We start from the raw sequence: 21,838 nt of genomic DNA on the forward strand, positions 1-21,838 counted from the left end.
CAGCCGATCATCCGCGTCCCGCCGCAGCACACGGCCGGGGACGCCGTTCCCGGGGAGGAACATTGACCGACCACCTCGACGCAGCCACCGCCGGACCGGTCCGCGACCTGCACGCCTTCATCGCCGGACTGCCCAAGGCCGAACTGCACGTCCACCACATCGGCTCCGCCTCCCCGCGCATCGTCTCGGAGCTGGCCGCCCGCCACCCCGACTCCAAGGTCCCCACCGACCCCGAGGCCCTGGCCGACTACTTCACCTTCACGGACTTCGCCCACTTCATCGAGGTGTACCTGTCCGTCGTCGACCTGATCCGCACCCCCGAGGACGTCCGGCTGCTGACGTACGAGGTGGCCCGTGAGCTGGCCCGGCAGCAGGTGCGGTACGCCGAGCTCACGATCACCCCGTTCTCCTCCACCCGCCGCGGGATCGACGAGCGCGCCTTCATGGACGCCATCGAGGACGCGCGCAAGGCGGCCGAGACCGAGTTCGGCACGGTGCTGCGCTGGTGCTTCGACATCCCCGGCGAGGCCGGTCTCGAGTCCGCCGAGGAGACCGCGCGCCTGGCCACCGACGACCGGCTGCGCCCCGAGGGCCTGATCTCCTTCGGGCTCGGCGGACCGGAGATCGGCGTGCCCCGCCCCCAGTTCAAGCCGTACTTCGACCGTGCCATCGCCGCCGGACTGCACTCCGTGCCGCACGCGGGCGAGACCACGGGGCCGGAGACCGTGTGGGACGCGCTCAACGAGCTGGGCGCCGAGCGCATCGGGCACGGCACCAGCTCCGCGCGGGACCCGGAACTGCTCCAGCACCTGGCCGAGCGGCGCATAGCGCTGGAGGTGTGCCCCACCTCCAACATCGCCACCCGCGCGGTGACCACGCTCGACGAGCACCCGGTCAAGGAGTTCACCCGGGCCGGTGTCCTGGTGACGATCAACTCCGACGACCCGCCGATGTTCGGCACCGACCTCAACAACGAGTACGCGGTCGCCGCCCGGCTGCTGGGCCTCGACGAGCGGGGCCTGGCCGGTCTCGCGAAGAACGCGGTCGAGGCGTCGTTCATGGAAGCCGCCGGCAAGAAGCGGCTGGCCGATGAGATCGACACCTACACCGCGTCCTGGCTCGCCTCCTGACCGCCCCGCGAAGGTCCGCCATGCAGAACGTGACCGCCGTGGCCCACCGCGGCGACCCCTACCGCGTCCGCGAGAACACCCTCGCCTCGCTGCGGTCCGCGCTCCGGCGGGGCGCGGACGCGGTGGAGATCGACGTACGTCTCACCCGGGACGGCGTCCCGGTGCTGCTCCACGACGGCACCCTGAAACGGCTGTGGGAGCACGACCGCCCGCTGCTGTCGCTGTCGTGGGAGGAAGTGCGCGGGGTGACGGACGGCGGGGTGCCCACCCTCGCCGACGCGCTGGCCGCGACGGACGGCAGCCGGGTGATGATCGACCTGCCCGGCACGCCGGACGTGCGCGCCGCGCGCCGGGTCGTGGACGCCGTGCGCGAGAGCGGCGCCCAGGACCGCGTCCACTACTGCGCGGGCGCCCCCGCCATGCTGGCCGTACGCGCGGCGGACCCGTCCGCCGAGATCGCACTCACGCGGACCACACTGGCCCCGCCGCGCGCCGGACTCCTGGAGGTGATCCGGCCCCGCTGGCTGAACTACCGCTTCGGCCTGGTGGACCGGGCCCTCGCCGACCGCGTCCACCGCGGCGGCCACCTGCTCTCCGTGTGGACGCCGGACACTCGCCGCTCCATGCGCCGCCTGCTGGCCATGGGCGTCGACTCGATCACCACCAACCGCATCGACGTGCTGTGCGCACTGCGCGACGCCGGGGCGCGCTCCGACGCCGCCACGCCCGCGGCCGGCTGAGACCTTTCGTCCGGACCAGCCTGGCTGTGGCCGACGGTGCGTCCAGGCCGAGCCGAGCGGGGTCCGTGCCGGACCCCGCGTCACCGACCTCTCCGGTCAGCACACCTGGCGCTTCATGAGGTCGCGCAGGGCGGCGGCGATGTCGCCCGGCGCCTCCTCGGCCATGAAGTGGCCGCAGTCCACGGTGGAGTGGCGCAGGTCGGCGGCCCAGGCGCCCCACAGGGCGGCCGCCTCGTAGCCGAGCGCGGCTCCCCAGTCCTGCTGGAGCACCGAGACGGGCATGGTGAGCCGGTTCCCGGCCGCGCGGTCGGCCCCGTCGTGCTCCACGTCGGCCCCGGCGGAGGCACGGTAGTCGGCGACGATCGACGGGACGGCGTTCCGGCAGGCCTCGAGGTAGGCCGCGCGGACCTCCGCGGGGACGGCAGCGGGGTCCTTGGACCAGACGTCCAGGAAGTGGCCGAAGAACGCGTCGGCACTCGACTCGATCATCCGCTCGGGCAGTCCGGGCGGCTGCGCCATCAGATAGAGGTGGAAGCCGACGGCGGCCGAGGTGCCGTGCAGCGCCTCCCACATGTCGAGGGTGGGCAGGACGTCCAGGCAGGCGAGGTGGCTGACCGCGGCCGGGTGGTCGAGCCCGGCCCGGAAGGCGACCAGCGCGCCCCGGTCGTGCCCGGCGAGGGCGAACCGCTCGTGTCCGAGGCGGCGGGCCAGCGTGACGACGTCCCTGGCCATGGTCCGCTTGGAGTAGGTGTCCGGCCCGGCCTCGGCGGGCTTGTCGCTGGCGCCGTAGCCCCGCAGGTCGGGGCAGATGACGGTGTGGTCGGCCGCGAGGTCGGCGGCGACGTGCCGCCACATCAGGTGGGTCTGCGGGAAGCCGTGCAGCAGGACCACCGGGGAGCCGGTGCCGCCGACGGCGACGTGGAGCTCGACCGACTCGTCCACGGGGACGCGCCGGTGGGTGAAACCGGGGATGGTGGGATGGGGCATGGCTGGTCTCTTCTCCTCGGAAGGCGGCGCCCGGCGGGTCACCCGGGCGGTGTTCCCACCCTCCGGGGCGCGGATCAGCAGCCGATGAACAGCAGCGCGGGGCCGGCGGGGCCGGCCGGGAGGGACGGGCGCCGTCGTGCACGTGACGTTCGGGGTGCTGGGCGCGGTGACGGCCTGGGACGAGGCCGGTGAGCCGCTCGCGCTGCGCGGGCCGAAGCACCGTGCGGTCCTGGCCCGGCTCGTGGTCGCGCGGCGGCGGGTGGTGCCGGTGGCCCGGCTGGTGGAGGACCTGTGGGACGACGACCCGCCGGAGCGGGCGGTGGGCACGGTGCGGACGTTCGTGGCCGGGCTGCGCAGGGCGCTGGAGCCGGACCGGCCGCCCCGCACCCCGCCGCGCCTGCTGGTCACCGAGGGGCCCGGGTACGCGCTGCGGGCGGCCACGGAGGACGTCGACGCCTGGCGCTTCGAGCGGGCGGTGTCCCTGCCGGCCGACGCCCACCCCGCGCAGGTGGTGTCGGTGCTGACCGAGGCGCTGGAGTGGTGGCGCGGGCCGGCCTTCGCGGACTTCGGCGAGGAGCGCTGGGCCAGGACGGAGCGCGCCCGGCTGGCGGAGCTGCGGCTCCAGGCCGTCGAGCGGACGGCGCAGGCGCGTGTCGCGCTGGGAGCGGCCGCGCAGGCGGTGCCCGATCTGGACGCGCATGTGGCGGAGCATCCCTGGCGCGAGGACGCCTGGCGGCTGCTCGCGCTGGCCCTGTACCGGTCCGGGCGGCAGGCCGACGCGCTGTCCGTGCTGCGCAGGGCGCGCGGCATGCTGGGCGAGCACCTGGGTGTGGACCCCGGCCCCCGGCTGCGGCGGCTGGAGGAGGACATCCTCCGGCAGGCGGCCCGCCTCGACCCGGTGACGGAGGCGGACTCGGCCGTCGACCGGGTGTGGGCGGACGCGACCGCCGCGTACGAGAGTGCCGTGTCCGCCCGCGCCCGGACCCGGCTGGAGTCCACCGCCGGGCTGATGCGCGATCTGGCCGTGGCGAGCGGCGGCGGCCTGGAGGCGGCACGCCGGCACCGGGCCGCGGCCGTCGCCGCCGCGGAGCAGCTGGGCGAACCGGAGCTCACGGCACGGGTGATCGGCGTGTACGACGTCCCCGCGGTCTGGACCCGCTCCGACGACCCCGAACAGGCCCGCCGACTGGTGGCCGCCGCGGAACGGACCCTGCGCCTGCTGCCCCCGGAGGGTGACGACGCGGCCCGCGCCCGCCTGCTGGCGACGATCGCGGTCGAGTCGCGCGGGACCCTGCCCGGCGACCGGCCGCTCCAGGCGGCGCGCCAGGCCGAGGAGATCGCCCGGCGGCTGGACGACGCCTCGCTCCTGGCGTTCGCCCTGAACGGCGTGTTCATGCAGTCGTTCCACCACACGGGTCTGGCGGCCCGGCGGGACGCGATCGGCGCGGAACTCGTCTCCCTGGCGGCGCGCAACGGTCTTCCCCGCTACGAGGTCCTCGGCCGCCTCGTCCGCATCCAGTCGCGCTGCGCCCTGGCCGACCTCGCGGGCGCCGACCGGCACGCGGCGGCCGCCGACGCTCTAGCCGCCCGCCACGACCTCCCGCTGGTCGCCGTGTTCACGACGTGGAACCGCGCGCTGCGGACGTCCCTGACGGCCCCTGCGGCCGACGCCCTGGCCGCCTACGACCGGGCGGCGGACCTCCTCCCCGGTTCCGGCATGCCCGGTCTGAGCCGCGGCCTGCCGCCGCTGGCCCGGCTGAGCGTGGCCCTGCGCCACGACGAGCCGATCGTCGCCGACGCGCACACGGACTGGGGCCCCTACGAGCCCTGGGTGCGCCCGCTCCTGCTGGCGACAGAGGGGCGGCACGACGAAGCCCGCACGGTCCTGCACACGGTCCCCGACCCGCCGCGCGACCTCATGTGCGAAGCGCTGTGGTGCCTGGTGGCCCGTGCCGCCGTCGCCGTGGACGACCCGGAGACGATGCTCCGCGCCCGCACCGCCCTGCTTCCCGCGGCGGGCGAACAGGCGGCGGGCAGCGGTCTGCTGACCCTGGGCCCGGTCTCCCGCCACCTGGAGCGTCTCACTGCGGCACTGGAACGGGGCGGGCGCCGGCCTGCGGGCTGAGCGCCTCCAGCCGCTTGATCTTCCGGCGTACGACGTACAGCGGGATGACGCCGAACACCCCGAACGCGATGTCGATGACGCTCCACCAGAAGGGGATGCCGCGGATCGGGCCGCAGACGAGGGCGAGCGGGACGATGCCGGCGCAGGCGATCATGCCGAACTCGACGACCCAGATGTTGCGGACCGGGTCGCGGTAGGGGCCGTAGAAGGCGACCGCGATCACGAGATGCGCGAAGGCGAGCCAGTCGGTGCCGTAGAGGAGGAAGGGGTGGTCGGCGTCGGCGGTGTCGAGCCCTTCCCGCACCCGCTCGATCCACTCCATGAGGCCGGGGAGGTGCTCCGGCGCCGACAGCGACCGCAGCAGGTCCTCGGTCCAGCGCAGCTCGTGCACCAGGGGGAACGCCGTGGCGCCGCTGAGCACCAGGCAGACGATGAAGAACACCAGCCAGACACGGATGCCCCGGAGCAGGGCGGCTCTGTCGCTCATGGCAGCAGCGTACGCCCAGAGTTGAACATGTTCAAAAATGGGGCTCCGCTGGAAAAAAGCGTTCCCCGCACCCACCCAGGGGCGCGGGGAACTGCGCGACCGGCCACAACGGGCCCGCAGGGGCCTACGACGGGCCGGCCCAGCGAGGAATCACGCGTCCAGGGACGTCATCACGTGCTTGACGCGGGTGTAGTCGTCGAAGCCGTACGCCGAGAGGTCCTTGCCGTAGCCGGACTGCTTGAAGCCGCCGTGCGGCATCTCGGCGACCAGCGGGATGTGGGTGTTGATCCAGACGCACCCGAAGTCGAGCTTCTTCGACATCCGCATCGCACGCCCGTGGTCCTTGGTCCACACCGAGGACGCCAGCGCGTACTCCACGCCGTTGGCGTACTCGACGGCCTGGTCCTCGTCCGTGAAGGACTGGACGGTGATGACCGGCCCGAAGACCTCCTTCTGGATGATCTCGTCGTCCTGCTGGAGGCCGGAGACCACGGTCGGCGCGTAGAAGTAGCCCTTGTCGCCGACCCGCTTGCCGCCCGCCACCACGCGCGCGTGCGCGGGCAGCCGCTCGATGAAGCCCTCGACCTGCTTGAGCTGGTTGGGGTTGTTGAGCGGGCCGTAGAGGACATCCTCGTCGTCGGGCATACCGGTCTTGGTGTCACCCGCCGCCTTGGCGAGCGCCGCGACGAACTCGTCGTGGATCGCCTCGTGGACGAGGACGCGCGTGGCGGCCGTGCAGTCCTGGCCGGCGTTGAAGAAGCCCGCCACCGAGATGTCCTCGACGGCCTTGGCGATGTCGGTGTCCTCGAAGACGACCACCGGGGCCTTGCCGCCCAGCTCCAGGTGGACCCGCTTGAGGTCCTTGGACGCGGACTCGGCGACCGACATGCCGGCGCGCACCGAGCCGGTGATGGAGGCCATCGCCGGGGTGGGGTGCTCGACCATCAGGCGGCCCGTGTCACGGTCGCCGCAGACGACGTTGAAGACGCCCTTGGGCAGGACCGAGCCGAGGATCTCGGCGAGCAGGACCGTGGAGGCCGGGGTGGTGTCCGAGGGCTTGAGGACGACGGTGTTGCCCGCCGCGATGGCCGGGGCGAACTTCCAGACGGCCATCATCATCGGGTAGTTCCAGGGGGCGACCTGCGCGCAGACGCCGACCGGCTCGCGGCGCACGAAGGAGGTCAGGCCCTCCATGTACTCACCCGCGCCCTTGCCCTCGAGCATCCGCGCCGCGCCCGCGAAGAAGCGGATCTGGTCCACCATGGGCGGGATCTCCTCGGTGCGGGTCAGCCCGATGGGCTTGCCCGTGTTCTCCACCTCGGCCGCGATGAGTTCCTCGGCACGCTCCTCGAAGGCGTCCGCGATCTTCAGCAGGGCCTTCTGCCGCTCCGCCGGGGTGGTGTCGCGCCAGCCGGGAAACGCCTCGGCGGCGGCCGCCATCGCGGCGTCCACATCCGCCTGCCCGGACAGCGGAGCGGTCGCGTAGGCCTCGCCGGTCGCGGGGTTGACCACCTCGGTGGTCCGTCCGTCGGCGGCGTCCCGGAACTCCCCGCCGATGTAGTTGCGCAGACGACGCAGCTCGGTGCTCACTGCAGGCCCTCCTGGTGTTCCTTGTGGGTGTCCGAGGTGTCGGCTCGAAGGTGTCGAGCTGTCCAAGCTCTGAGACACCCACCCTAAACCGACGGCTGACGTTTTCAACACCCCCGCCCGCCCCGCATCTGCGAAATCCGCAAGACAGACCCCCGAGGACAACGAATTTCATCGATCGAGCCTTGCGAAACTGTCGATACGTCGTGCAGAGTGGCCCCGTGGCCAGTCGAAGCGCAGACCCGAAGGACTCCCGCGAGTCCAAGAACGGCGGCGGTCCCCAGTTGGACGCCGTCTCCCTCGCCATCATCGAGCAGCTCCAGGAGGACGGCCGCCGGCCGTACGCCGCCATCGGCAAGGCGGTGGGCCTGTCGGAGGCGGCCGTGCGCCAGCGCGTCCAGAAGCTGCTCGACCAGGGCGTGATGCAGATCGTCGCCGTCACGGATCCGCTCACCGTGGGCTTCCGCCGGCAGGCGATGGTCGGGGTCAACGTCGAGGGCGACGTGGAGTCCGTGGCCGACGCGCTGGCCGCCATGGACGAATGCGAGTACGTGGTGATGACCGCGGGCTCCTTCGACCTGATGGTCGAGATCGTCTGCGAGGACGACGACCACCTTCTGGAGGTCATCAACAAACGCATCCGGGCCGTTCCCGGAGTGCGCTCCACCGAGAGCTTCGTCTACCTCAAGCTCAAGAAGCAGACCTACATGTGGGGAACCCGATAATCGTGAGCACCGACAGCCCCAAGGACCTCAGCAAGTCCGCGTACGACCACCTGTGGATGCACTTCACCCGCATGTCCTCGTACGAGAACGCCCCCGTCCCCACCATCGTCCGGGGCGAGGGCACCCACATCTACGACGACAAGGGCAAGCGCTACCTCGACGGCCTCGCGGGCCTGTTCGTGGTGCAGGCGGGCCACGGCCGTCAGGAGCTCGCGGAGACGGCCTCCAAGCAGGCCCAGGAGCTGGCCTTCTTCCCGGTGTGGTCCTACGCCCACCCCAAGGCCGTGGAGCTCGCGGAGCGGCTCGCGAACGAGGCGCCGGGCGACCTGAACAAGGTCTTCTTCACCACCGGCGGCGGTGAGGCGGTGGAGACCGCCTGGAAGCTCGCCAAGCAGTACTTCAAGCTCACCGGCAAGCCGACCAAGTACAAGGTGATCTCCCGCGCGGTGGCCTACCACGGCACCCCGCAGGGCGCCCTGTCCATCACCGGGCTGCCGGGTCTGAAGGCCCCGTTCGAGCCGCTGGTGCCGGGCGCCCACAAGGTGCCGAACACCAACATCTACCGTGCGCCGATCTTCGGTGACGACCCGGAGGCGTTCGGCCGCTGGGCCGCCGACCAGATCGAGCAGCAGATCCTCTTCGAGGGCCCGGACACGGTCGCGGCCGTCTTCCTGGAGCCGGTGCAGAACGCCGGCGGCTGCTTCCCGCCCCCGCCCGGCTACTTCCAGCGGGTGCGCGAGATCTGCGACCAGTACGACGTGCTGCTCGTCTCCGACGAGGTCATCTGCGCCTTCGGCCGCCTCGGCACCACGTTCGCCTGCGACAAGTTCGGCTACGTCCCGGACATGATCACCTGCGCCAAGGGCATGACCTCGGGCTACTCCCCGATCGGCGCCTGCATCGTCTCCGACCGTCTCGCCGAGCCGTTCTACAAGGGCGAGAACACCTTCCTGCACGGCTACACCTTCGGCGGCCACCCGGTCTCCGCCGCGGTCGGCATCGCCAACCTCGACCTCTTCGAGCGCGAGGGCCTGAACCAGCACGTGCTGGACAACGAGGGCGCCTTCCGCGCCACCCTGGAGAAGCTGCACGACCTGCCGATCGTCGGCGACGTCCGCGGCAACGGCTTCTTCTACGGCATCGAGCTGGTCAAGGACAAGAACACCAAGGAGTCCTTCGACGCCGACGAGACCGAGCGCGTCCTCTACGGCTTCCTGTCGAAGAAGCTCTTCGAGAACGGCCTGTACTGCCGTGCCGACGACCGCGGCGACCCGGTCGTCCAGCTCGCCCCGCCGCTGATCTCCGACCAGGAGACCTTCGACGAGATCGAGCAGATCCTGCGCGCGACCCTCTCCGAGGCGTGGACCAAGCTGTAGTCCGTTACGCCGTCCGAGGTTCCGATCTTCCTTCTGGATGATCAACGACGGCCCCGGAGCCGCCCGTTCGAGTGAGAAACGGCGGTCCGGGGCCGCGTGCTGTCCGGCCCGCCGCCGTGGCCTGCCTAGCGTGCCCAGTGACCGATCGGCCGCGCCTTCGTTCCCCCGGACGGGGGACTTACCCGAATCGCGCACGGCATTTCCGATCCGAACCGAGGTGTACGCCATGGTGGCCCCACCGGACAACGACGTGCTCTGGGCGCGCGCCCTGCACTTCCGGCACGACGACGGCTCGCCCGGGCTGAGCGGGGTCTCGCTCGGCGTGCGGGAGAGCGAGATCCTCGCCGTCGGAGGCCCCCGTGGCAGCGGCAAGACGACCCTGCTGCGCTGTCTGTCCGGACTGCTGCCCGCACGCAGCGGCGAGATCTGGTTCAACAGCGTGCCCGTGCACACCATGACCCCGGCGGCCCGCGAACGGCTGCTCCGGGACCGCTTCGGCTGGATCGACCCCGCCCCGCTGCTCGTGCCCGAGCTGAACGTCTGGGAGAACGCCGCCCTGCCGCTGATGCTGCGCGGCACCGGCCGGCGCCGTGCCAAGACGGTGGCCCTGGAATGGCTGGAGCGCCTCGACATCGGTGACAAGGCGCGCAAGCACCCCGGGGAGCTGACGCACGCGGAGCGGCAGCGGGTGTGCATCGCCCGCGCCCTCGTACCGGCGCCCACGGTGCTGTTCGCCGACGAGCCGACCGCGCCCCTGCACCGCGTCGACCGTGCCCACGTCCTGCGCACGCTCACCACCGCGGCCCGCTCGCACGGCATCACCGTCGTCCTCGCGACCCACGACGCCCAGACCGCCGCGCTCGCCGACCGCACCGTGTCGCTGCTCGACGGGCGGCGCGTGCACACCGTCCACCTGCCGCCGGTCTCCGGGACGGCCGAGACGGAAGGCCGGGCGGCGTGCTCGCTCTCCGTCTGAGCCTCGGCGCCCATCCGGCCGTCCAGCTGCGCCGGCTGCTGGTCGCGGCCGCGTCGGCGGGCACCGGCTTCCTGCTGCTGAGCGCCCTCGGCCATGCCCTGGGCAACCCGGACCCCTCCGTCTCGGCGCTCCGGCTGGCCTGGTGCGCTGCCCCGCTGGCCGCCACGGTCTACTTCGCGGTCGCGGTCGCCCGCACCGATCCGGCGACCCGGCCCCGGCCCGGTCTGTCGGCGATCGGTCTGGGTCCCGTCCGTCTGATGGTGATCTCCGCGACCACCACGGCCCTGTCCTGTCTGCTGGGTTCGGCGCTGGCCCTGCTGGTCTTCCTCCACTTGCGCGGCGACCTCACCGGCATGCCCTTCGACGGCGCCGCGACGGACTTCCTCGCCGCCGGGCGGCCGCTTCCGCTGCCGGCCGCCCTGACACTGCTGGCCCTGGTGCCGCTGAGCGCGTCGGGGGCGGTGGCGGTGGCACTGCGGCCGGCCGAGCCGGTGTCGGGCGCGCCCCGCGCGGCACGGACGTACGGCAGGTTCGGCGCGTACCGGCGCACGGCGGCACGTGAGTCGTTCGGGGCGTACGGACGCTTCGGCAAGCAGCTGGGCGCTCCGGCACGCGGCCGGCGTACGGCTGGTGAGGCGCCGGAACAGGGGGGCGCGGCGGACACCGCCGTGAGCGTCGCCGAGCCGGACGCCGAGGCCGCCGAGGTGCCGCCCGCCGTTCCGCACACGCCGCCGTCGGGACTGCCCTGGGGCATCGCGGTGCTGGCGGTGGGGCTGGCCGTGGAGGCCTTCGCGAGCCGTACGGGCGCGGGGGGCGAACCGGGCGACCGGCCGGCCGCGCTGCTCGGGCTGGCCCTGGCCTGCGTCGGTCTCGCGCTCGTCGGCCCGGGGCTCACGCACCTGTGCGGCCGGCTGCTCCAGACGGTCCGCCCGGGCGCGCTGCGGCTGCTCGCCGGGCGGGTGCTCATGACGGAGGCCACGCGCATCGGCCGGCCGCTGGGCGTGGTCTGCGCGGTCATGTCGGCCGCGTACGCCATGGCCTCACTGCACGACGGCGAGGACGCGTCATCCGGCCCGCTCGTCGCGCTCGGGGTGCTGCTGGTGGCGGGCTGCACGGTGGCGACCCTGCTGACGGCCGCCGTCGAGGCGAAGCAGGCCCGCTCCGACACCACCGCCGAACTCCGGCGCATCGGCGCGCCCGTGGCGACGCTGCGCCGGGCGGCCGCGCTCCGCGCGGGCGTGCTGCTCGCCCTGTTCGGCCCGTTGTCGCTGGTCGTCGCCGAGCTGTCGGCGTGGCCGCTGGCCGGCTGAGGGCCTGCGGGAAACTGATCGGAAAAGATCTCCGCGGGCCGATGAGTTTCGCCCGGGCGGCCTGTCTACCCTCACGAACGCTACGGAACCGATTGGGAGAGACCCCGCCATGTACCAGCAGATGATCTTCGTGAACCTGCCCGTCAACGACCTCGACGCCTCGAAGACGTTCTTCACGGAGCTGGGCTACTCGATCAACGCGCAGTTCAGCGACGAGACCGCCGCCTCGGTCGTGATCAGCGACACCATCGTGGCGATGCTGCTGACCCGCCAGAAGTACGCGGAGTTCACGAAGAAGGAGATCGCGGACGCGACGAAGAGCAGCGAGGTGCTGATCGCACTGAGCGCCGAGAGCCGCGAGAAGGTCGACGAGCTGGTGGACAAGGCCCTGGCGGCGGGCGGGACGGTCGCCGGCGAGACCCAGGACCACGGCTTCATGTACGGCCGCTCCTTCGACGACCTCGACGGCCACACCTGGGAGGTCGTGTGGATGGACCCGGCGGCCGTCGAGGGCTGAGCCACAGGACCTAGCATGGGCGGGTGCAGACCAGTCCCGCCCATGCCGTCCATCACGGGGACCGCGAGATCGAGACGCTCGAGGAGTTCGACGCGATCGTCTCGTCGCGCGGCACGCTCTCCGGGTTCCGTGTCCAGGCCGTCGATCTGACCGACCGGACCCGGGAGTTGCTCACCACCGACACCGCCGAGGCGGTGTTCCTCGGCTGCCGGATGCGTCCGGACGCGGCGGAGAAGCTCCGTGCCGACGGCGCCCTGGTGCTGCCTCCGGTCCCGGGCCTGCCCTTCGACCCCTACCGGGGGCATCTCTACACACCCGGTGACCTGTTCGCCTCGCTCGACAAGGGCTATGAGGCGACTTCGGACGCGCTGGCCTACGCCTGGTTCCAGCGGACCAAGGCGGACGGCGACATCCTCGCCTCCATGCTCCGCGCGGTGCACGACGACTCCATGTCCGACGCCCTCGACGAACTCCTGCGCGGAGCACGGGTCGTGGGGGTGATGGGCGGTCACGCGATGGCCCGCGGCACCGAGCAGTTCCTGGGTGCCGCCCGGCTCGGACGGGCGCTGACCCACGCCGGTTTCACGGTGGCCACGGGCGGCGGCCCGGGCGCGATGGAGGCGGCGAACCTCGGCGCCTACGCGGCCCCCTACGACGAGTCGGTGCTGGACGAGGCCTGCCGACTGCTCGCGGCCGCGCCCTCGTTCACGCCGTCGGTCACCGACTGGGCGCGCGCCGCCTTCGAGGTGCGCACCCGCTGGCCGAAGGGCAACCACTCGGTCGGGATCCCCACCTGGTTCTACGGTCACGAGCCGCCCAACGCCTTCGCGTCCCACATCGCGAAGTACTTCGCCAACGCCACGCGTGAGGACGGGCTGCTGGCCCGCTGCAACGCGGGCGTGGTCTTCCTGCCGGGCGCCGCCGGCACCGTGCAGGAGATCTTCGACAACGCGACACCGAACTACTACGAGTCGCGCGGTGAACCCACGCCCATGGTGCTGGTGAACCGGGCGCACTGGACGGAGAAGCTGCCGGCCTGGCCGCTGCTGCAATCCCTCGCCCGGGAGCGTTCGATGGACGCGCGGATCGCCCTGGTGGACCGGATCGAAGACGCTCCGGAGGCGTTGAAACATCTGGGCGGTTAACGAAAGGGCAAAGCCCGGGCCTGCTGTCGGCATATGCGTTGACACTACTTATGCGGCGCTTATAGACCTGGGAGCCACATGGAAGTGCTGATGCTCCGTCAACACTCCCTCAACCCCCCGCATTTGCGCATCCCCGTAAAGGACAAACGTGGCAGTTCTGTCCGTATCCCGCCATACCGTCGCGCGCTCCGTGCGCGCCCTCGGTGTCGCCTCCGCGTCCGCCGCGCTCGCGCTCGGCGTTGCCGGCAGCGCGGCGGCCTGCAACATCAACGAGTTCTCGGCCGAGGCCGAGTGTGTCGGCGACAACGGTGTCATCACCGTCACCGACGTCGACCCGACCGGCGTCCCCGCCACCGTCACCGTGTTCCTGCAGAACAACGGCGCCGACATCAAGAAGGTCGGCGAGCAGGTGGTCAAGGGCACCCGTGAGGGCACCACCATCACCTTCGAGGAGGACTGGAAGCCGAACGCCGAGTACCGCATCCACGTCAAGGCGACGCCCTACGTCGACGAGGACATCAAGCCGAACCTGACCACCCCGGCGACGTCCTGCAAGAAGACGGAGGAGGAGCCCCCGGCTCCGGCGCCCTCGACCCCTTCGGAGAACCCCTCGGCCCCGGCCGAGGAGCCCGGCTCCCCGACCCCGTCGGCGTCTCGGAGCGAGAGCACCCCTCCGGCGGACACCTCGAGCAACGCGCCGTCCCCGGCCGGTGAGTCCAACCTCGCCGAGACGGGCGCCGACTCCAACACCGGCCTGATCGCCGGCATCGCGGCCGCCCTGGTCGCGATCGGCGGTGGCGCGGTCTTCTTCGGCATGCGCCGCCGAGGGGCGAACAGCGACCGCTGACCCCGCACCGGCACAGGAGTGGCCCGTACCCCGCCGGGGACGGGCCGCTTCGTCGTTTTGGACGCTCAGCCGAACGTCGCCCGCTCCAGCCAGAACTCCAGCAGCTCCCGGTCGCCGAGCACCTGCAGGTCCGGCGCGTCGAGCGGCACCCGGCGGTAGAAGGCCAGAAGCACCGCGGTGAGCGGTCCGCGCAGGGCGACCGTGGCCTTCTCATGGCCCCGGTGCCAGGAGACGCCCTCCTCGGTGAGTTCGATCAGCCACTCCGCGCCGGTGTCCGCCCCGGTGTCCGTGGCGTGCAGATGGATGGTGCGCCGGGGCCCGCGCAGCTCGTGCACCGAGTCCTCGGGATCCGTCCGCTGCGCCCACTCGACGATCTCCAGCCACTCGTCGATCGCGTCGGCGGCGGCCTCGGGCGCGACCTCGAAGGGCAGTCCCGCGGCGAGGGCCGCGTCCGCGCGATGGACGATCAGCTCGTGCGTCATACGGCGGGCCCAGAACCCGGCGTTGCGGATGTCCGCCCAGCTCCACACCTTCGCGTCGGGCCCGGCCGTCCGCAGGTCGCCGACGATCAGCTCGCCGGACTCCGCCAGCCACGCGTCCAGCGCGCCGCGGTCGCCCCACTCCCCCGGCCCGTCGTATCCGGGCACCCGCTCCTCGGGTATCTCGTCCTCGGCCCCGGTGCGCACCATCAGCGCCGCCCAGCGCAGCGAGCCGCCGACGTGCCGTACGAGCTCCTCCAGGGACCACTCGGGGGTGGTCGGCACCGGTGCCGACAGATCGGCGCCGGACGTCACCACGGTCCGCAGCAGCGCCACTTGACCGGCGATCTCGCGGCAGTAACGGTCGTACGCGAGTTGAGTCATGACGCACACCCTAGGCAGCCGCGGTCACCCCAGCACGGCGATTTCCGCCTCGTCGAACTCCACTCCGACCTCGTCCCCGACCTCCGGCGCGGCCCTCAGCGCACAGGCCGCCTCCAGCCGGGGCGCGTCCTCGGGCTGGAGGTGCACGGCGACATGGGTGCCCCGGAAGGTACGCGCCGCCACGGTGCAGCGCAGCCCCTCCTCGACGGGCACCAGGCGGACACCGGCGGGCCGGACCAGCAGCGTCCGCGTGCCCTGCGGGGCACCGTCCGGCACAGGGACCTTGCCCCAGGGGGTCACGGCGGCCCCGTCCCCGACGGCTGCCTCGACGACGTTCTCGAAACCGAGGAAACGCGCCACGAAGGCGTCGGCCGGCCGCTGCCACACCTCGAGCGGCGTGCCGGACTGGGCGATCCGCCCGTCCCGCATCACCACCACCCGGTCGGCCAGCGCGAACGCCTCGCCCTGATCGTGGGTCACGGCGAGCACGGTCGTGCCCAGCCTGCCGAACAGCTCGCGCAGTTCGACGACGAGCCGTTCCCTGAGCGACCGGTCGAGCTGTCCGAGCGGCTCGTCCAGCATCAGCAGCCGGGGACTGGGAGCCAGGGCACGGGCCAGCGCGACGCGCTGCTGCTCGCCCCCGGACAGCGCGGCGACGGCCCGCCCTGCCGCCCCGGGCAGACCCACCAGGTCCAGCAGCTCCGCCACGCGCTCCGCCTGCCGGGCGCGTGACGCGCCGTGCATCCGCAGCCCGAACGCGACGTTGCCGCCCACGTCCCGCTGCGGGAAGAGCTGGTGGTCCTGGAACATCAGCCCCACCCCGCGCCGGTGCGCGGGCACGCCCGACTGGTCGTGTCCGTCGAGCAGGATCCGCCCGGCGTCGAGGGGCTGCAGACCCGCGACCGCCCGCAGCAGCGTCGACTTGCCGCTGCCGCTGGGCCCGAGCACACACACGATCTCCTGCTCGGCGACCTCCAGGTCGACGGCGTCCAGCACCGCCCGCCCGCCGAAGCGGACGGTCGCGGCCCGAAGGCTCAGCAGCATCTAGAACTCCCCGGTCCGGTCGGTCCGCAGCCGCTCCAGCACCAGCAGCGCCACCGCGCACACGATCATCAGAATCGTCGACAGGGCCATCGCCTGGCCGTAGTTGAGGTCTCCGGGCCGCCCGAGCAGCCGCGCCACGGCCACCGGCAGCGTGGGGTTCTCCGGCCGCGCGATGAACACCGTCGCCCCGAACTCCCCCAGCGACACCGCGAAGGCGAAGCCGGCCGCGATCAGCAGCGCCCGCCGCACCATCGGCAGGTCCACCTCGCGCCAGGCCCGCCACGGCGACGCCCCGAGCACCGCCGCCGCCTCCCGCAGCCGCACGTCCACGGCCCGCAGCACCGGCAGCATGGTCCGTACGACGAACGGCACCCCCACGAGCGCCTGCGCGAGCGGGACCAGGATCCAGGAGGCCCTGAGGTCCAGCGGCGGCTCGTCGAGGGCGATCAGGAAGCCGAAGCCGACCGTCACCGCCGACACCCCGAGCGGCAGCATCAGCAGGGCGTCGAACCCGCGCACCAGCCGTCCCGCGTCCCGCCGGGTCAGCGCGACGGCCGCGAGGCCGCCGATCACCACGGCGATGGCGGTGGCGGCGAGGGCGTATTGCAGCGAGTTGCCGACCGCCTCGATCGGCGCGACCAGGAACACGCCTCCGTCGTCCTCGGTCAGCGTCCGGTAGTAGCCGAGACCGCCGGCACCGAAAGAACGTTCCACCAGCACCGCGAGCGGCAACAGAAGCAGTACGGCGACGGTGGCGACGACTGCGCCCAGCAGGGCCCACTGCCCGGCGCCGCGCGGCCGGCGGGCGGTCACCGTGGCGTCCACGAGCCGCAGCGCGGTCTCCCGCCGCCGGACGGTCCAGGCGTGCAGGGCGAGGATGGAGCCCACGGCGACGAACTGGATCATCGTCAGGACGGCGGCCGTGGACAGGTCGAAGATCTCGGAGGTCTGCCGGTAGATCTCCACCTCGAGCGTGGAGAAGGTCGGCCCGCCCAGGATCTGCACCACTCCGAAGGAGGTGAAGGTGAACAGGAAGACCATCAGCGCGGCGGCCGCCACGGCGGGCGCGAGCGCGGGCAGGGTGACGGTCCGCCAGGCCGCGAACCGCGAGGCGCCGAGCATCCGTGCGGCCTCCTCCTGCCGCGGGTCGAGCTGGGCCCAGAGACCACCGACCGTGCGCACCACGACGGCGTAGTTGAAGAAGACATGCGCCAGCAGGATCGCCCACACGGTGGTGTCCAGGCGCACGCCCCACAGTGCGTCGAGGAGTCCACCGCGTCCGACCAGCGCCATGAACGCCGTGCCGACGACGACCGTGGGCAGCACGAACGGCACCGTGACCACGGCTCGCAGCACCTGCTTGCCGGGGAAGTCGAAGCGGGCGAACACATAGGCGCCGGGCAGGGCGATCAGCAGGGTGAGCGCGGTGGAGACGAGGGCCTGCCAGGTGGTGAACCACAGGACCTGCCGGACGTCGGACTGGGCCAGCACGTCCCCGATCCGCCCGAGCTGCCAGGTCCCGTCCGTCTTCAGACCGCGCGCGACGATCGCGGCGACGGGATAGGCGAAGAAGACGGCGAAGAACGCGACGGGCACGGCCATCAGACCGAGCCGCGCCGCGTTCCCGCGCCGCCTGGCCGCGGCTCGCGTCACTTCAGTACGAGCGAGGTCCACGACTTGACCCACTGGTCACGGTTCTCGGCGATCTTCGCCGGGTCCATGGTCTCCGGATCCTTCGCCTGCGGCCCGAACTCACTGAACTCCGCGGGCACCGCCGCGTCCTCCAGCACCGGGTACACGAACATGTTGAGCGGCATGTCCTCCTGGAACTGCTTGCCGACCAGGAAGTCGAGCAGCGCCTTGCCGCCCTCGGGGTTCTTCGCGTTGCTCAGCAGTCCGGCGTACTCGACCTGGCGGAAGCAGGTGCCCTCGGCCACGCCGGTGGGCGCGGTCTTCGGCTTGGGGTCGGCGTAGATGACCTCGGCGGGCGGCGAGGAGGCGTACGACACGACGAGCGGGCGATCGGCCTTGGCCTTCTTGCCGCCGGCCGAGCCGGAGAACTCCTCGTTGTAGGCCTGCTCCCAGCCGTCGACGACCTTGACGCCGTTGTTCCGGAGCTTCTTCCAGTAGTCCTGCCAGCCCTCGTCGCCGTACTTCGCGGCCGTGCCGAGCAGGAAGCCCAGGCCGGGTGAGGAGGTGGAGGCGTTCTCGACGACCAGGAGGTCCTTGTACTCGGGCTTGATCAGGTCGTCGAAGGTCTTCGGCGGATTCACGTCGTTCTCGCTGAACCACGCCTTGTCGTAGTTGACGCAGATGTCGCCGGTGTCGACGGGGGTGACCCGGTGCTCGTCCTCGTCGGCCCGGTACTCGGGCAGGACCTTCTCCGCGCCCCGGGCCTCGTACGGCTGGAACAGCCCGTTGTCGAGGGCGCGGGAGAGCAGGGTGTTGTCGACGCCGAAGAAGACGTCGCCCTGGGGATTGTCCTTGGTCAGGACGGCCTTGTTCACGGCCTGTCCCGCGTCGCCGTCCTCGAGGACCTTGAGCTCGTAGCCGGACTGCTTCTCGAAGGCGGCGACGACGTCCTCGGACACGGCCCACGAGTTGTGGCTGACGAGGGTCACGGTCCTGGACCCGCCGCCGTCGCCGCTGCCGCCGTCGTCGGACGACCCGCACGCGGACAGCGTGACCAGCCCCAGCCCGACGGCCAGGACCGTGACCTTCTTGGTGATGCCCACTTGATTCCTCCTGGGGGTGACCAGGAAGAGACGCGGCCCTGCCCGGGACCCCTGGGCGGAGTCCCGGGCAGGGCGCAACAGCTCGAGTGATGACCGATCTCCCTACCCAGAATGACCTGGGCCAGGTTCGGAGGGTCTGCGGCCGGTGCCGCACTCTCAGCGCTGTGGCGCTCCCCTGTCGGAATATGAGGTTGTACTTACCTAGGACTTACTCGGGTCACCTTACCGCTCGCTCGCGGCGAGCTGACCGCACGCCCCGTCGATCTCCTGTCCACGGGTGTCCCGGATCGTCACCGGCACACCATGGGCGGCGATCGCCTCGACGAACGCCTTCTCGTCCTCGGGGCGGGAGGCGGTCCACTTGGAGCCGGGCGTGGGGTTGAGCGGGATGAGGTTGACGTGCACGGGCCGCCCCTTGAGCAGCCGCCCCAGCCGGTCACCGCGCCAGGCCTGGTCGTTGATGTCCCGGATGAGCGCGTACTCGATGGACAGCCGCCGCCCGGACTTGGCCGCGTACTCGAACCCGGCGTCCAGTACCTCGCGCACCTTCCACCGCGTGTTCACCGGGACGAGGGTGTCGCGCAGCTCGTCGTCGGGAGCGTGCAGCGAGATGGCGAGCCGGCACTTGAAGCCCTCGTCGGAGAAGCGGTGGATGGCCGGTACGAGGCCCACGGTGGACACGGTGATCCCCCGCTGCGACAGCCCGAGCCCGTCCGGCTCGGGGTCGGTGAGCCGCCGGACGGCACCCACGACCCGCTTGTAGTTGGCGAGCGGCTCCCCCATGCCCATGAACACGATGTTGCTCAGCCGCGCCGGGCCGCCGGGCACCTCGCCGTCCCGCAGCGCGCGCATCCCGTCCACGATCTGGTGCACGATCTCGGCCGTCGAGAGGTTCCGGTCCAGTCCCGCCTGCCCCGTGGCGCAGAACGGGCAGTTCATACCGCAGCCGGCCTGCGAGCTGATGCACATGGTCACCCGGTCCGGGTAACGCATCAGCACGGACTCGACGAGCGTCCCGTCGAACAGCTTCCACAGCGTCTTGCGGGTCGTCCCCTGGTCGGTCGACAGATGCCGCACGACCGTCATCAGCTCCGGAAGCAGCGCCTCCTGCAGCTTGCCGCGCGCGCCGGCCGGGATGTCGGTCCACTGCTCCGGATCGTGCGCGTACCGCGCGAAGTAGTGCTGCGAGAGCTGCTTGGCACGAAACGCCTTCTCACCGACCGCAACGACCGCCTCCTTGCGCTCGGCGGGCGTGAGATCGGCAAGATGCCGCGGCGGCTTCTTGGCTCCACGGGGGGCGACGAAAGTAAGTTCTCCGGGCTTAGGCATGGCTGTACCAGTGTCGCAGATCGACTCGGGTGGCCCGGCCGGGCTCGGAACGGGCCGGCGGCCCGGACGTTCCCGGGTCTCGCCCGCCCCGTGGAGGGACACCGTCCGCTGCAACGGGATCGGGCCCGCGTCCTGGGAGGACGGGGGCCCGAGCGGTGTGGAGGGGGTGGGTCAGCCGGAGCCCACGAAGAGGACCAGCAGCAGCCACACCACCGGTGCCGTCGGCAGCAGGGAGTCCAGGCGGTCCATGATGCCGCCGTGGCCGGGCAGCAGGGTGCCCATGTCCTTGATGCCCAGGTCGCGTTTGATCATGGACTCGCCGAGGTCGCCCAGGGTGGCGCTGGCCGCGACCGCGAGGCCCAGCAACAGGCCCTGCCACCAGCTGCCGTCGTCGATCAGGAACTGCATGCACAGGGCGCCCGCGACCATCGCGAACGCGATGGCGCCGAGCAGGCCCTCGCGGGTCTTGCCGGGGCTGATCCGCGGGGCGAGCTTGTTCTTGCCGAAGCGCCAGCCGACGGCGTACGCGCCCGTGTCACTGACCACGGTCAGCAGGAGGAAGGTGAGGACGCGCCAGGGACCGTCGTCGGCGGTGAGCATCATCGCGACGAAGGTCGCCAGGAACGGGACGTAGAACGCCGCGAAGACGCCCGCCGTGACGTCCTTGAGGTAGCCCTCGGGCGGCGCCGTCATACGCCAGACGAGCACCGCCAGCGTGGTGAGCGCCATGGTGACCCACGCGCCCTCGGCCCCGCGGGCGTACCCGGCGACGACCATGGCCGCACCGCCGAGCGCGAGCGGGACGAGGGGTGCCTTGACGCCCTTGCGCTCCTCGAGCCGCGTGGTCAGCTCCCACAGGCCGACCACGACGGCGACGGCGACCACCCCGACGAATACGGCCTTGACGACGAACAGCGACGCGACGATCACCGCGCCGAGTCCGACGCCGACGCCTATCGCGGCGCCGAGGTCGCGTCCCGCGCTCTTCTTCTGCGGGGCGGGCGCCGGCTGCGGGGCGTCGGGCATGGGCTCCGGATTCTGCTGCACCTCCCCGGGATGGGGCCGTGCCTGCGGCATCTCGTCTCGGAACAGGGGGCCGCTCAGCCGAGCGGCCCCCCGGTCCGCATCCTGGTCTCCGCCGTGTTCGGGCACGTCGGGCACGATGGGCATGGGGCGAGTCTGCTGCGCGTAGTGCGCATCGTACGCGGGACCCGCCGGGGCAGCCCCCTGGCCGGGCCCGTGGTCGGACGGCCCCCAGTACCCGGTCTGCGGCGGCCCCCAGGAAGAGTCGTTCATCAGACCTCGAGCAGTTCCGCTTCCTTGTGCTTCAGGAGCTCGTCCACCTGGGCGACGTACTTCGCGGTGGTGTCGTCGAGCTCCTTCTCCGCACGGCGGCCCTCGTCCTCGCCGACCTCACCGTCCTTGATCATCTTGTCGATGGCGTCCTTGGCCTTGCGGCGCACGGAACGGATGGAGACCTTGGCGTCCTCACCCTTGCCCTTGGCGACCTTGATGTACTCGCGACGGCGCTCCTCGGTCAGCTCGGGGAACACCACCCGGATGATGTTGCCGTCGTTGCTCGGGTTGACGCCCAGGTCGGAGTCGCGGATCGCCTGCTCGATGTTGCGCAGCGCGCTCTTGTCGAACGGCGTCACCACGGCCATGCGCGGCTCGGGCACGGAGAACGAGGCCAGCTGGTTGATCGGCGTCGGCGCGCCGTAGTAGTCGGCCACGATCTTGTTGAACATCGCCGGGTGCGCACGGCCGGTGCGGATCGCGGCGAAGTCCTCCTTGGCGACCACGACGGCCTTCTCCATCTTCTCCTCGGCCTCGAGGAGGGTCTCTTCGATCACCACTTGCTCCTGCGTGTCTTGAGTAGGCCCGGCTGCGGTTCCTTGTCGGGGCGGCGGCCGGC

Annotated in this window: 20 protein-coding genes and 1 riboswitch; of the genes, 10 read left to right on the forward strand and 10 right to left on the reverse strand. The window is 71.9% G+C overall.

Annotated elements, in window-relative coordinates; all coding sequences use genetic code 11:
- Positions 1-62 precede the first annotated feature (62 nt).
- Positions 63-1,130, forward strand: coding sequence for an adenosine deaminase (locus ACZ44S_RS13980; RefSeq protein WP_466928281.1), 1,068 nt, complete (start codon positions 63-65; stop codon positions 1,128-1,130).
- Between the two features lie 20 nt (positions 1,131-1,150).
- On the forward strand, positions 1,151-1,870 hold the full coding sequence (locus ACZ44S_RS13985; RefSeq protein WP_466928283.1) for a glycerophosphodiester phosphodiesterase: 720 nt from the start codon (positions 1,151-1,153) through the stop codon (positions 1,868-1,870).
- A 96-nt stretch (positions 1,871-1,966) separates the two neighbouring features.
- On the opposite strand, the gene ACZ44S_RS13990 is transcribed toward ACZ44S_RS13985, so the two are convergent.
- Positions 1,967-2,857 (reverse strand): alpha/beta fold hydrolase, encoded by an 891-nt coding sequence (locus ACZ44S_RS13990; RefSeq protein WP_466928286.1) that lies wholly within the window; start codon positions 2,855-2,857, stop codon positions 1,967-1,969.
- Positions 2,858-2,993: 136 nt separating this feature from the next.
- On the opposite strand from ACZ44S_RS13990, the gene ACZ44S_RS13995 reads away from it, so the two are divergent.
- Positions 2,994-4,982: an AfsR/SARP family transcriptional regulator gene (locus tag ACZ44S_RS13995; RefSeq protein ID WP_466928289.1), complete on the forward strand. Its 1,989-nt coding sequence runs from the start codon at positions 2,994-2,996 to the stop codon at positions 4,980-4,982.
- Here the strand turns inward: ACZ44S_RS13995 and ACZ44S_RS14000 are convergent.
- Complete coding sequence (locus ACZ44S_RS14000) at positions 4,939-5,469, reverse strand: hypothetical protein (RefSeq protein ID WP_466928291.1); 531 nt, start codon at positions 5,467-5,469, stop codon at positions 4,939-4,941. The two genes, ACZ44S_RS13995 and ACZ44S_RS14000, sit on opposite strands and share 44 nt — an antisense overlap.
- Before the next feature lie 150 nt (positions 5,470-5,619).
- Positions 5,620-7,059 (reverse strand): gamma-aminobutyraldehyde dehydrogenase, encoded by a 1,440-nt coding sequence (locus tag ACZ44S_RS14005; RefSeq protein WP_466928293.1) that lies wholly within the window; start codon positions 7,057-7,059, stop codon positions 5,620-5,622.
- Between the two features lie 203 nt (positions 7,060-7,262).
- Here ACZ44S_RS14005 and ACZ44S_RS14010 point away from each other — a divergent pair, with 203 nt between their 5' ends.
- The 7 genes from ACZ44S_RS14010 (at position 7,263) to ACZ44S_RS14040 (ending at position 13,952) form a co-directional block, all read left to right on the forward strand.
- Complete coding sequence (locus ACZ44S_RS14010) at positions 7,263-7,781, forward strand: Lrp/AsnC family transcriptional regulator (protein WP_466928295.1); 519 nt, start codon at positions 7,263-7,265, stop codon at positions 7,779-7,781.
- Between the two features lie 2 nt (positions 7,782-7,783).
- Positions 7,784-9,157, forward strand: coding sequence for an aspartate aminotransferase family protein (locus tag ACZ44S_RS14015; protein WP_466928297.1), 1,374 nt, complete (start codon positions 7,784-7,786; stop codon positions 9,155-9,157).
- A gap of 226 nt (positions 9,158-9,383) precedes the next feature.
- Complete coding sequence (locus tag ACZ44S_RS14020) at positions 9,384-10,133, forward strand: ABC transporter ATP-binding protein (protein ID WP_466928299.1); 750 nt, start codon at positions 9,384-9,386, stop codon at positions 10,131-10,133.
- Positions 10,115-11,443 (forward strand): hypothetical protein, encoded by a 1,329-nt coding sequence (locus ACZ44S_RS14025; protein ID WP_466928301.1) that lies wholly within the window; start codon positions 10,115-10,117, stop codon positions 11,441-11,443. Before ACZ44S_RS14020 ends, ACZ44S_RS14025 begins: the two co-directional genes overlap by 19 nt.
- A 109-nt stretch (positions 11,444-11,552) precedes the next feature.
- The gene (locus tag ACZ44S_RS14030; protein WP_466928303.1) at positions 11,553-11,960 is read left to right on the forward strand and encodes a VOC family protein; all 408 of its coding nucleotides are present in this window, start codon (positions 11,553-11,555) and stop codon (positions 11,958-11,960) included.
- Between the two features lie 23 nt (positions 11,961-11,983).
- Positions 11,984-13,105 (forward strand): LOG family protein, encoded by a 1,122-nt coding sequence (locus ACZ44S_RS14035; protein ID WP_466928305.1) that lies wholly within the window; start codon positions 11,984-11,986, stop codon positions 13,103-13,105.
- Positions 13,106-13,253: 148 nt separating this feature from the next.
- Entirely contained in the window at positions 13,254-13,952 is a 699-nt protein-coding gene (locus tag ACZ44S_RS14040; RefSeq protein WP_466928308.1) for an LAETG motif-containing sortase-dependent surface protein, read from the forward strand.
- Between the two features lie 65 nt (positions 13,953-14,017).
- On the opposite strand, the gene ACZ44S_RS14045 is transcribed toward ACZ44S_RS14040, so the two are convergent.
- The 7 genes from ACZ44S_RS14045 to frr all read right to left on the reverse strand — a co-directional run bounded on the left by ACZ44S_RS14045 (position 14,018) and on the right by frr (position 21,776).
- Positions 14,018-14,815, reverse strand: a complete 798-nt coding sequence (locus ACZ44S_RS14045) for a maleylpyruvate isomerase family mycothiol-dependent enzyme (protein ID WP_466928311.1) — start codon at positions 14,813-14,815, stop codon at positions 14,018-14,020.
- Positions 14,816-14,839: 24 nt separating this feature from the next.
- Entirely contained in the window at positions 14,840-15,859 is a 1,020-nt protein-coding gene (locus tag ACZ44S_RS14050; protein WP_466928313.1) for an ABC transporter ATP-binding protein, read from the reverse strand.
- Positions 15,860-17,461: an ABC transporter permease gene (locus ACZ44S_RS14055; protein ID WP_466928536.1), complete on the reverse strand. Its 1,602-nt coding sequence runs from the start codon at positions 17,459-17,461 to the stop codon at positions 15,860-15,862.
- A 47-nt stretch (positions 17,462-17,508) separates the two neighbouring features.
- Positions 17,509-18,594 (reverse strand): thiamine ABC transporter substrate-binding protein, encoded by a 1,086-nt coding sequence (locus tag ACZ44S_RS14060; RefSeq protein ID WP_466928315.1) that lies wholly within the window; start codon positions 18,592-18,594, stop codon positions 17,509-17,511.
- Positions 18,595-18,675: 81 nt separating this feature from the next.
- Positions 18,676-18,781: riboswitch (TPP riboswitch) on the reverse strand.
- Positions 18,782-18,816: 35 nt separating this feature from the next.
- Positions 18,817-19,923 (reverse strand): dual-specificity RNA methyltransferase RlmN, encoded by a 1,107-nt coding sequence (gene rlmN / locus ACZ44S_RS14065; protein WP_466928318.1) that lies wholly within the window; start codon positions 19,921-19,923, stop codon positions 18,817-18,819.
- Between the two features lie 171 nt (positions 19,924-20,094).
- Positions 20,095-21,219, reverse strand: coding sequence for a phosphatidate cytidylyltransferase (locus tag ACZ44S_RS14070; protein WP_466928321.1), 1,125 nt, complete (start codon positions 21,217-21,219; stop codon positions 20,095-20,097).
- A complete protein-coding gene (gene frr, locus ACZ44S_RS14075; protein ID WP_190165539.1) occupies positions 21,219-21,776 on the reverse strand; it encodes a ribosome recycling factor in 558 nt (185 codons plus the stop codon). Before frr ends, ACZ44S_RS14070 begins: the two co-directional genes overlap by 1 nt.
- Positions 21,777-21,838 lie beyond the last annotated feature (62 nt).

This window comes from Streptomyces malachitofuscus (assembly GCF_055571035.1).

Coding starts and splice junctions, on each gene's coding strand:
- ACZ44S_RS13985 (WP_466928283.1), top strand. CDS start 1,151: ATGCAGAACGTGACCGCCGTGGCCCACCGCGGCGACCCCTACCGCGTC.
- ACZ44S_RS13990 (WP_466928286.1), bottom strand. CDS start 2,857: ATGCCCCATCCCACCATCCCCGGTTTCACCCACCGGCGCGTCCCCGTG.
- ACZ44S_RS14000 (WP_466928291.1), bottom strand. CDS start 5,469: ATGAGCGACAGAGCCGCCCTGCTCCGGGGCATCCGTGTCTGGCTGGTG.
- ACZ44S_RS14020 (WP_466928299.1), top strand. CDS start 9,384: ATGGTGGCCCCACCGGACAACGACGTGCTCTGGGCGCGCGCCCTGCAC.
- ACZ44S_RS14030 (WP_466928303.1), top strand. CDS start 11,553: ATGTACCAGCAGATGATCTTCGTGAACCTGCCCGTCAACGACCTCGAC.
- ACZ44S_RS14045 (WP_466928311.1), bottom strand. CDS start 14,815: ATGACTCAACTCGCGTACGACCGTTACTGCCGCGAGATCGCCGGTCAA.
- ACZ44S_RS14050 (WP_466928313.1), bottom strand. CDS start 15,859: ATGCTGCTGAGCCTTCGGGCCGCGACCGTCCGCTTCGGCGGGCGGGCG.
- ACZ44S_RS14055 (WP_466928536.1), bottom strand. CDS start 17,461: ATGGCCGTGCCCGTCGCGTTCTTCGCCGTCTTCTTCGCCTATCCCGTC.
- rlmN (WP_466928318.1), bottom strand. CDS start 19,923: ATGCCTAAGCCCGGAGAACTTACTTTCGTCGCCCCCCGTGGAGCCAAG.
- ACZ44S_RS14070 (WP_466928321.1), bottom strand. CDS start 21,219: ATGAACGACTCTTCCTGGGGGCCGCCGCAGACCGGGTACTGGGGGCCG.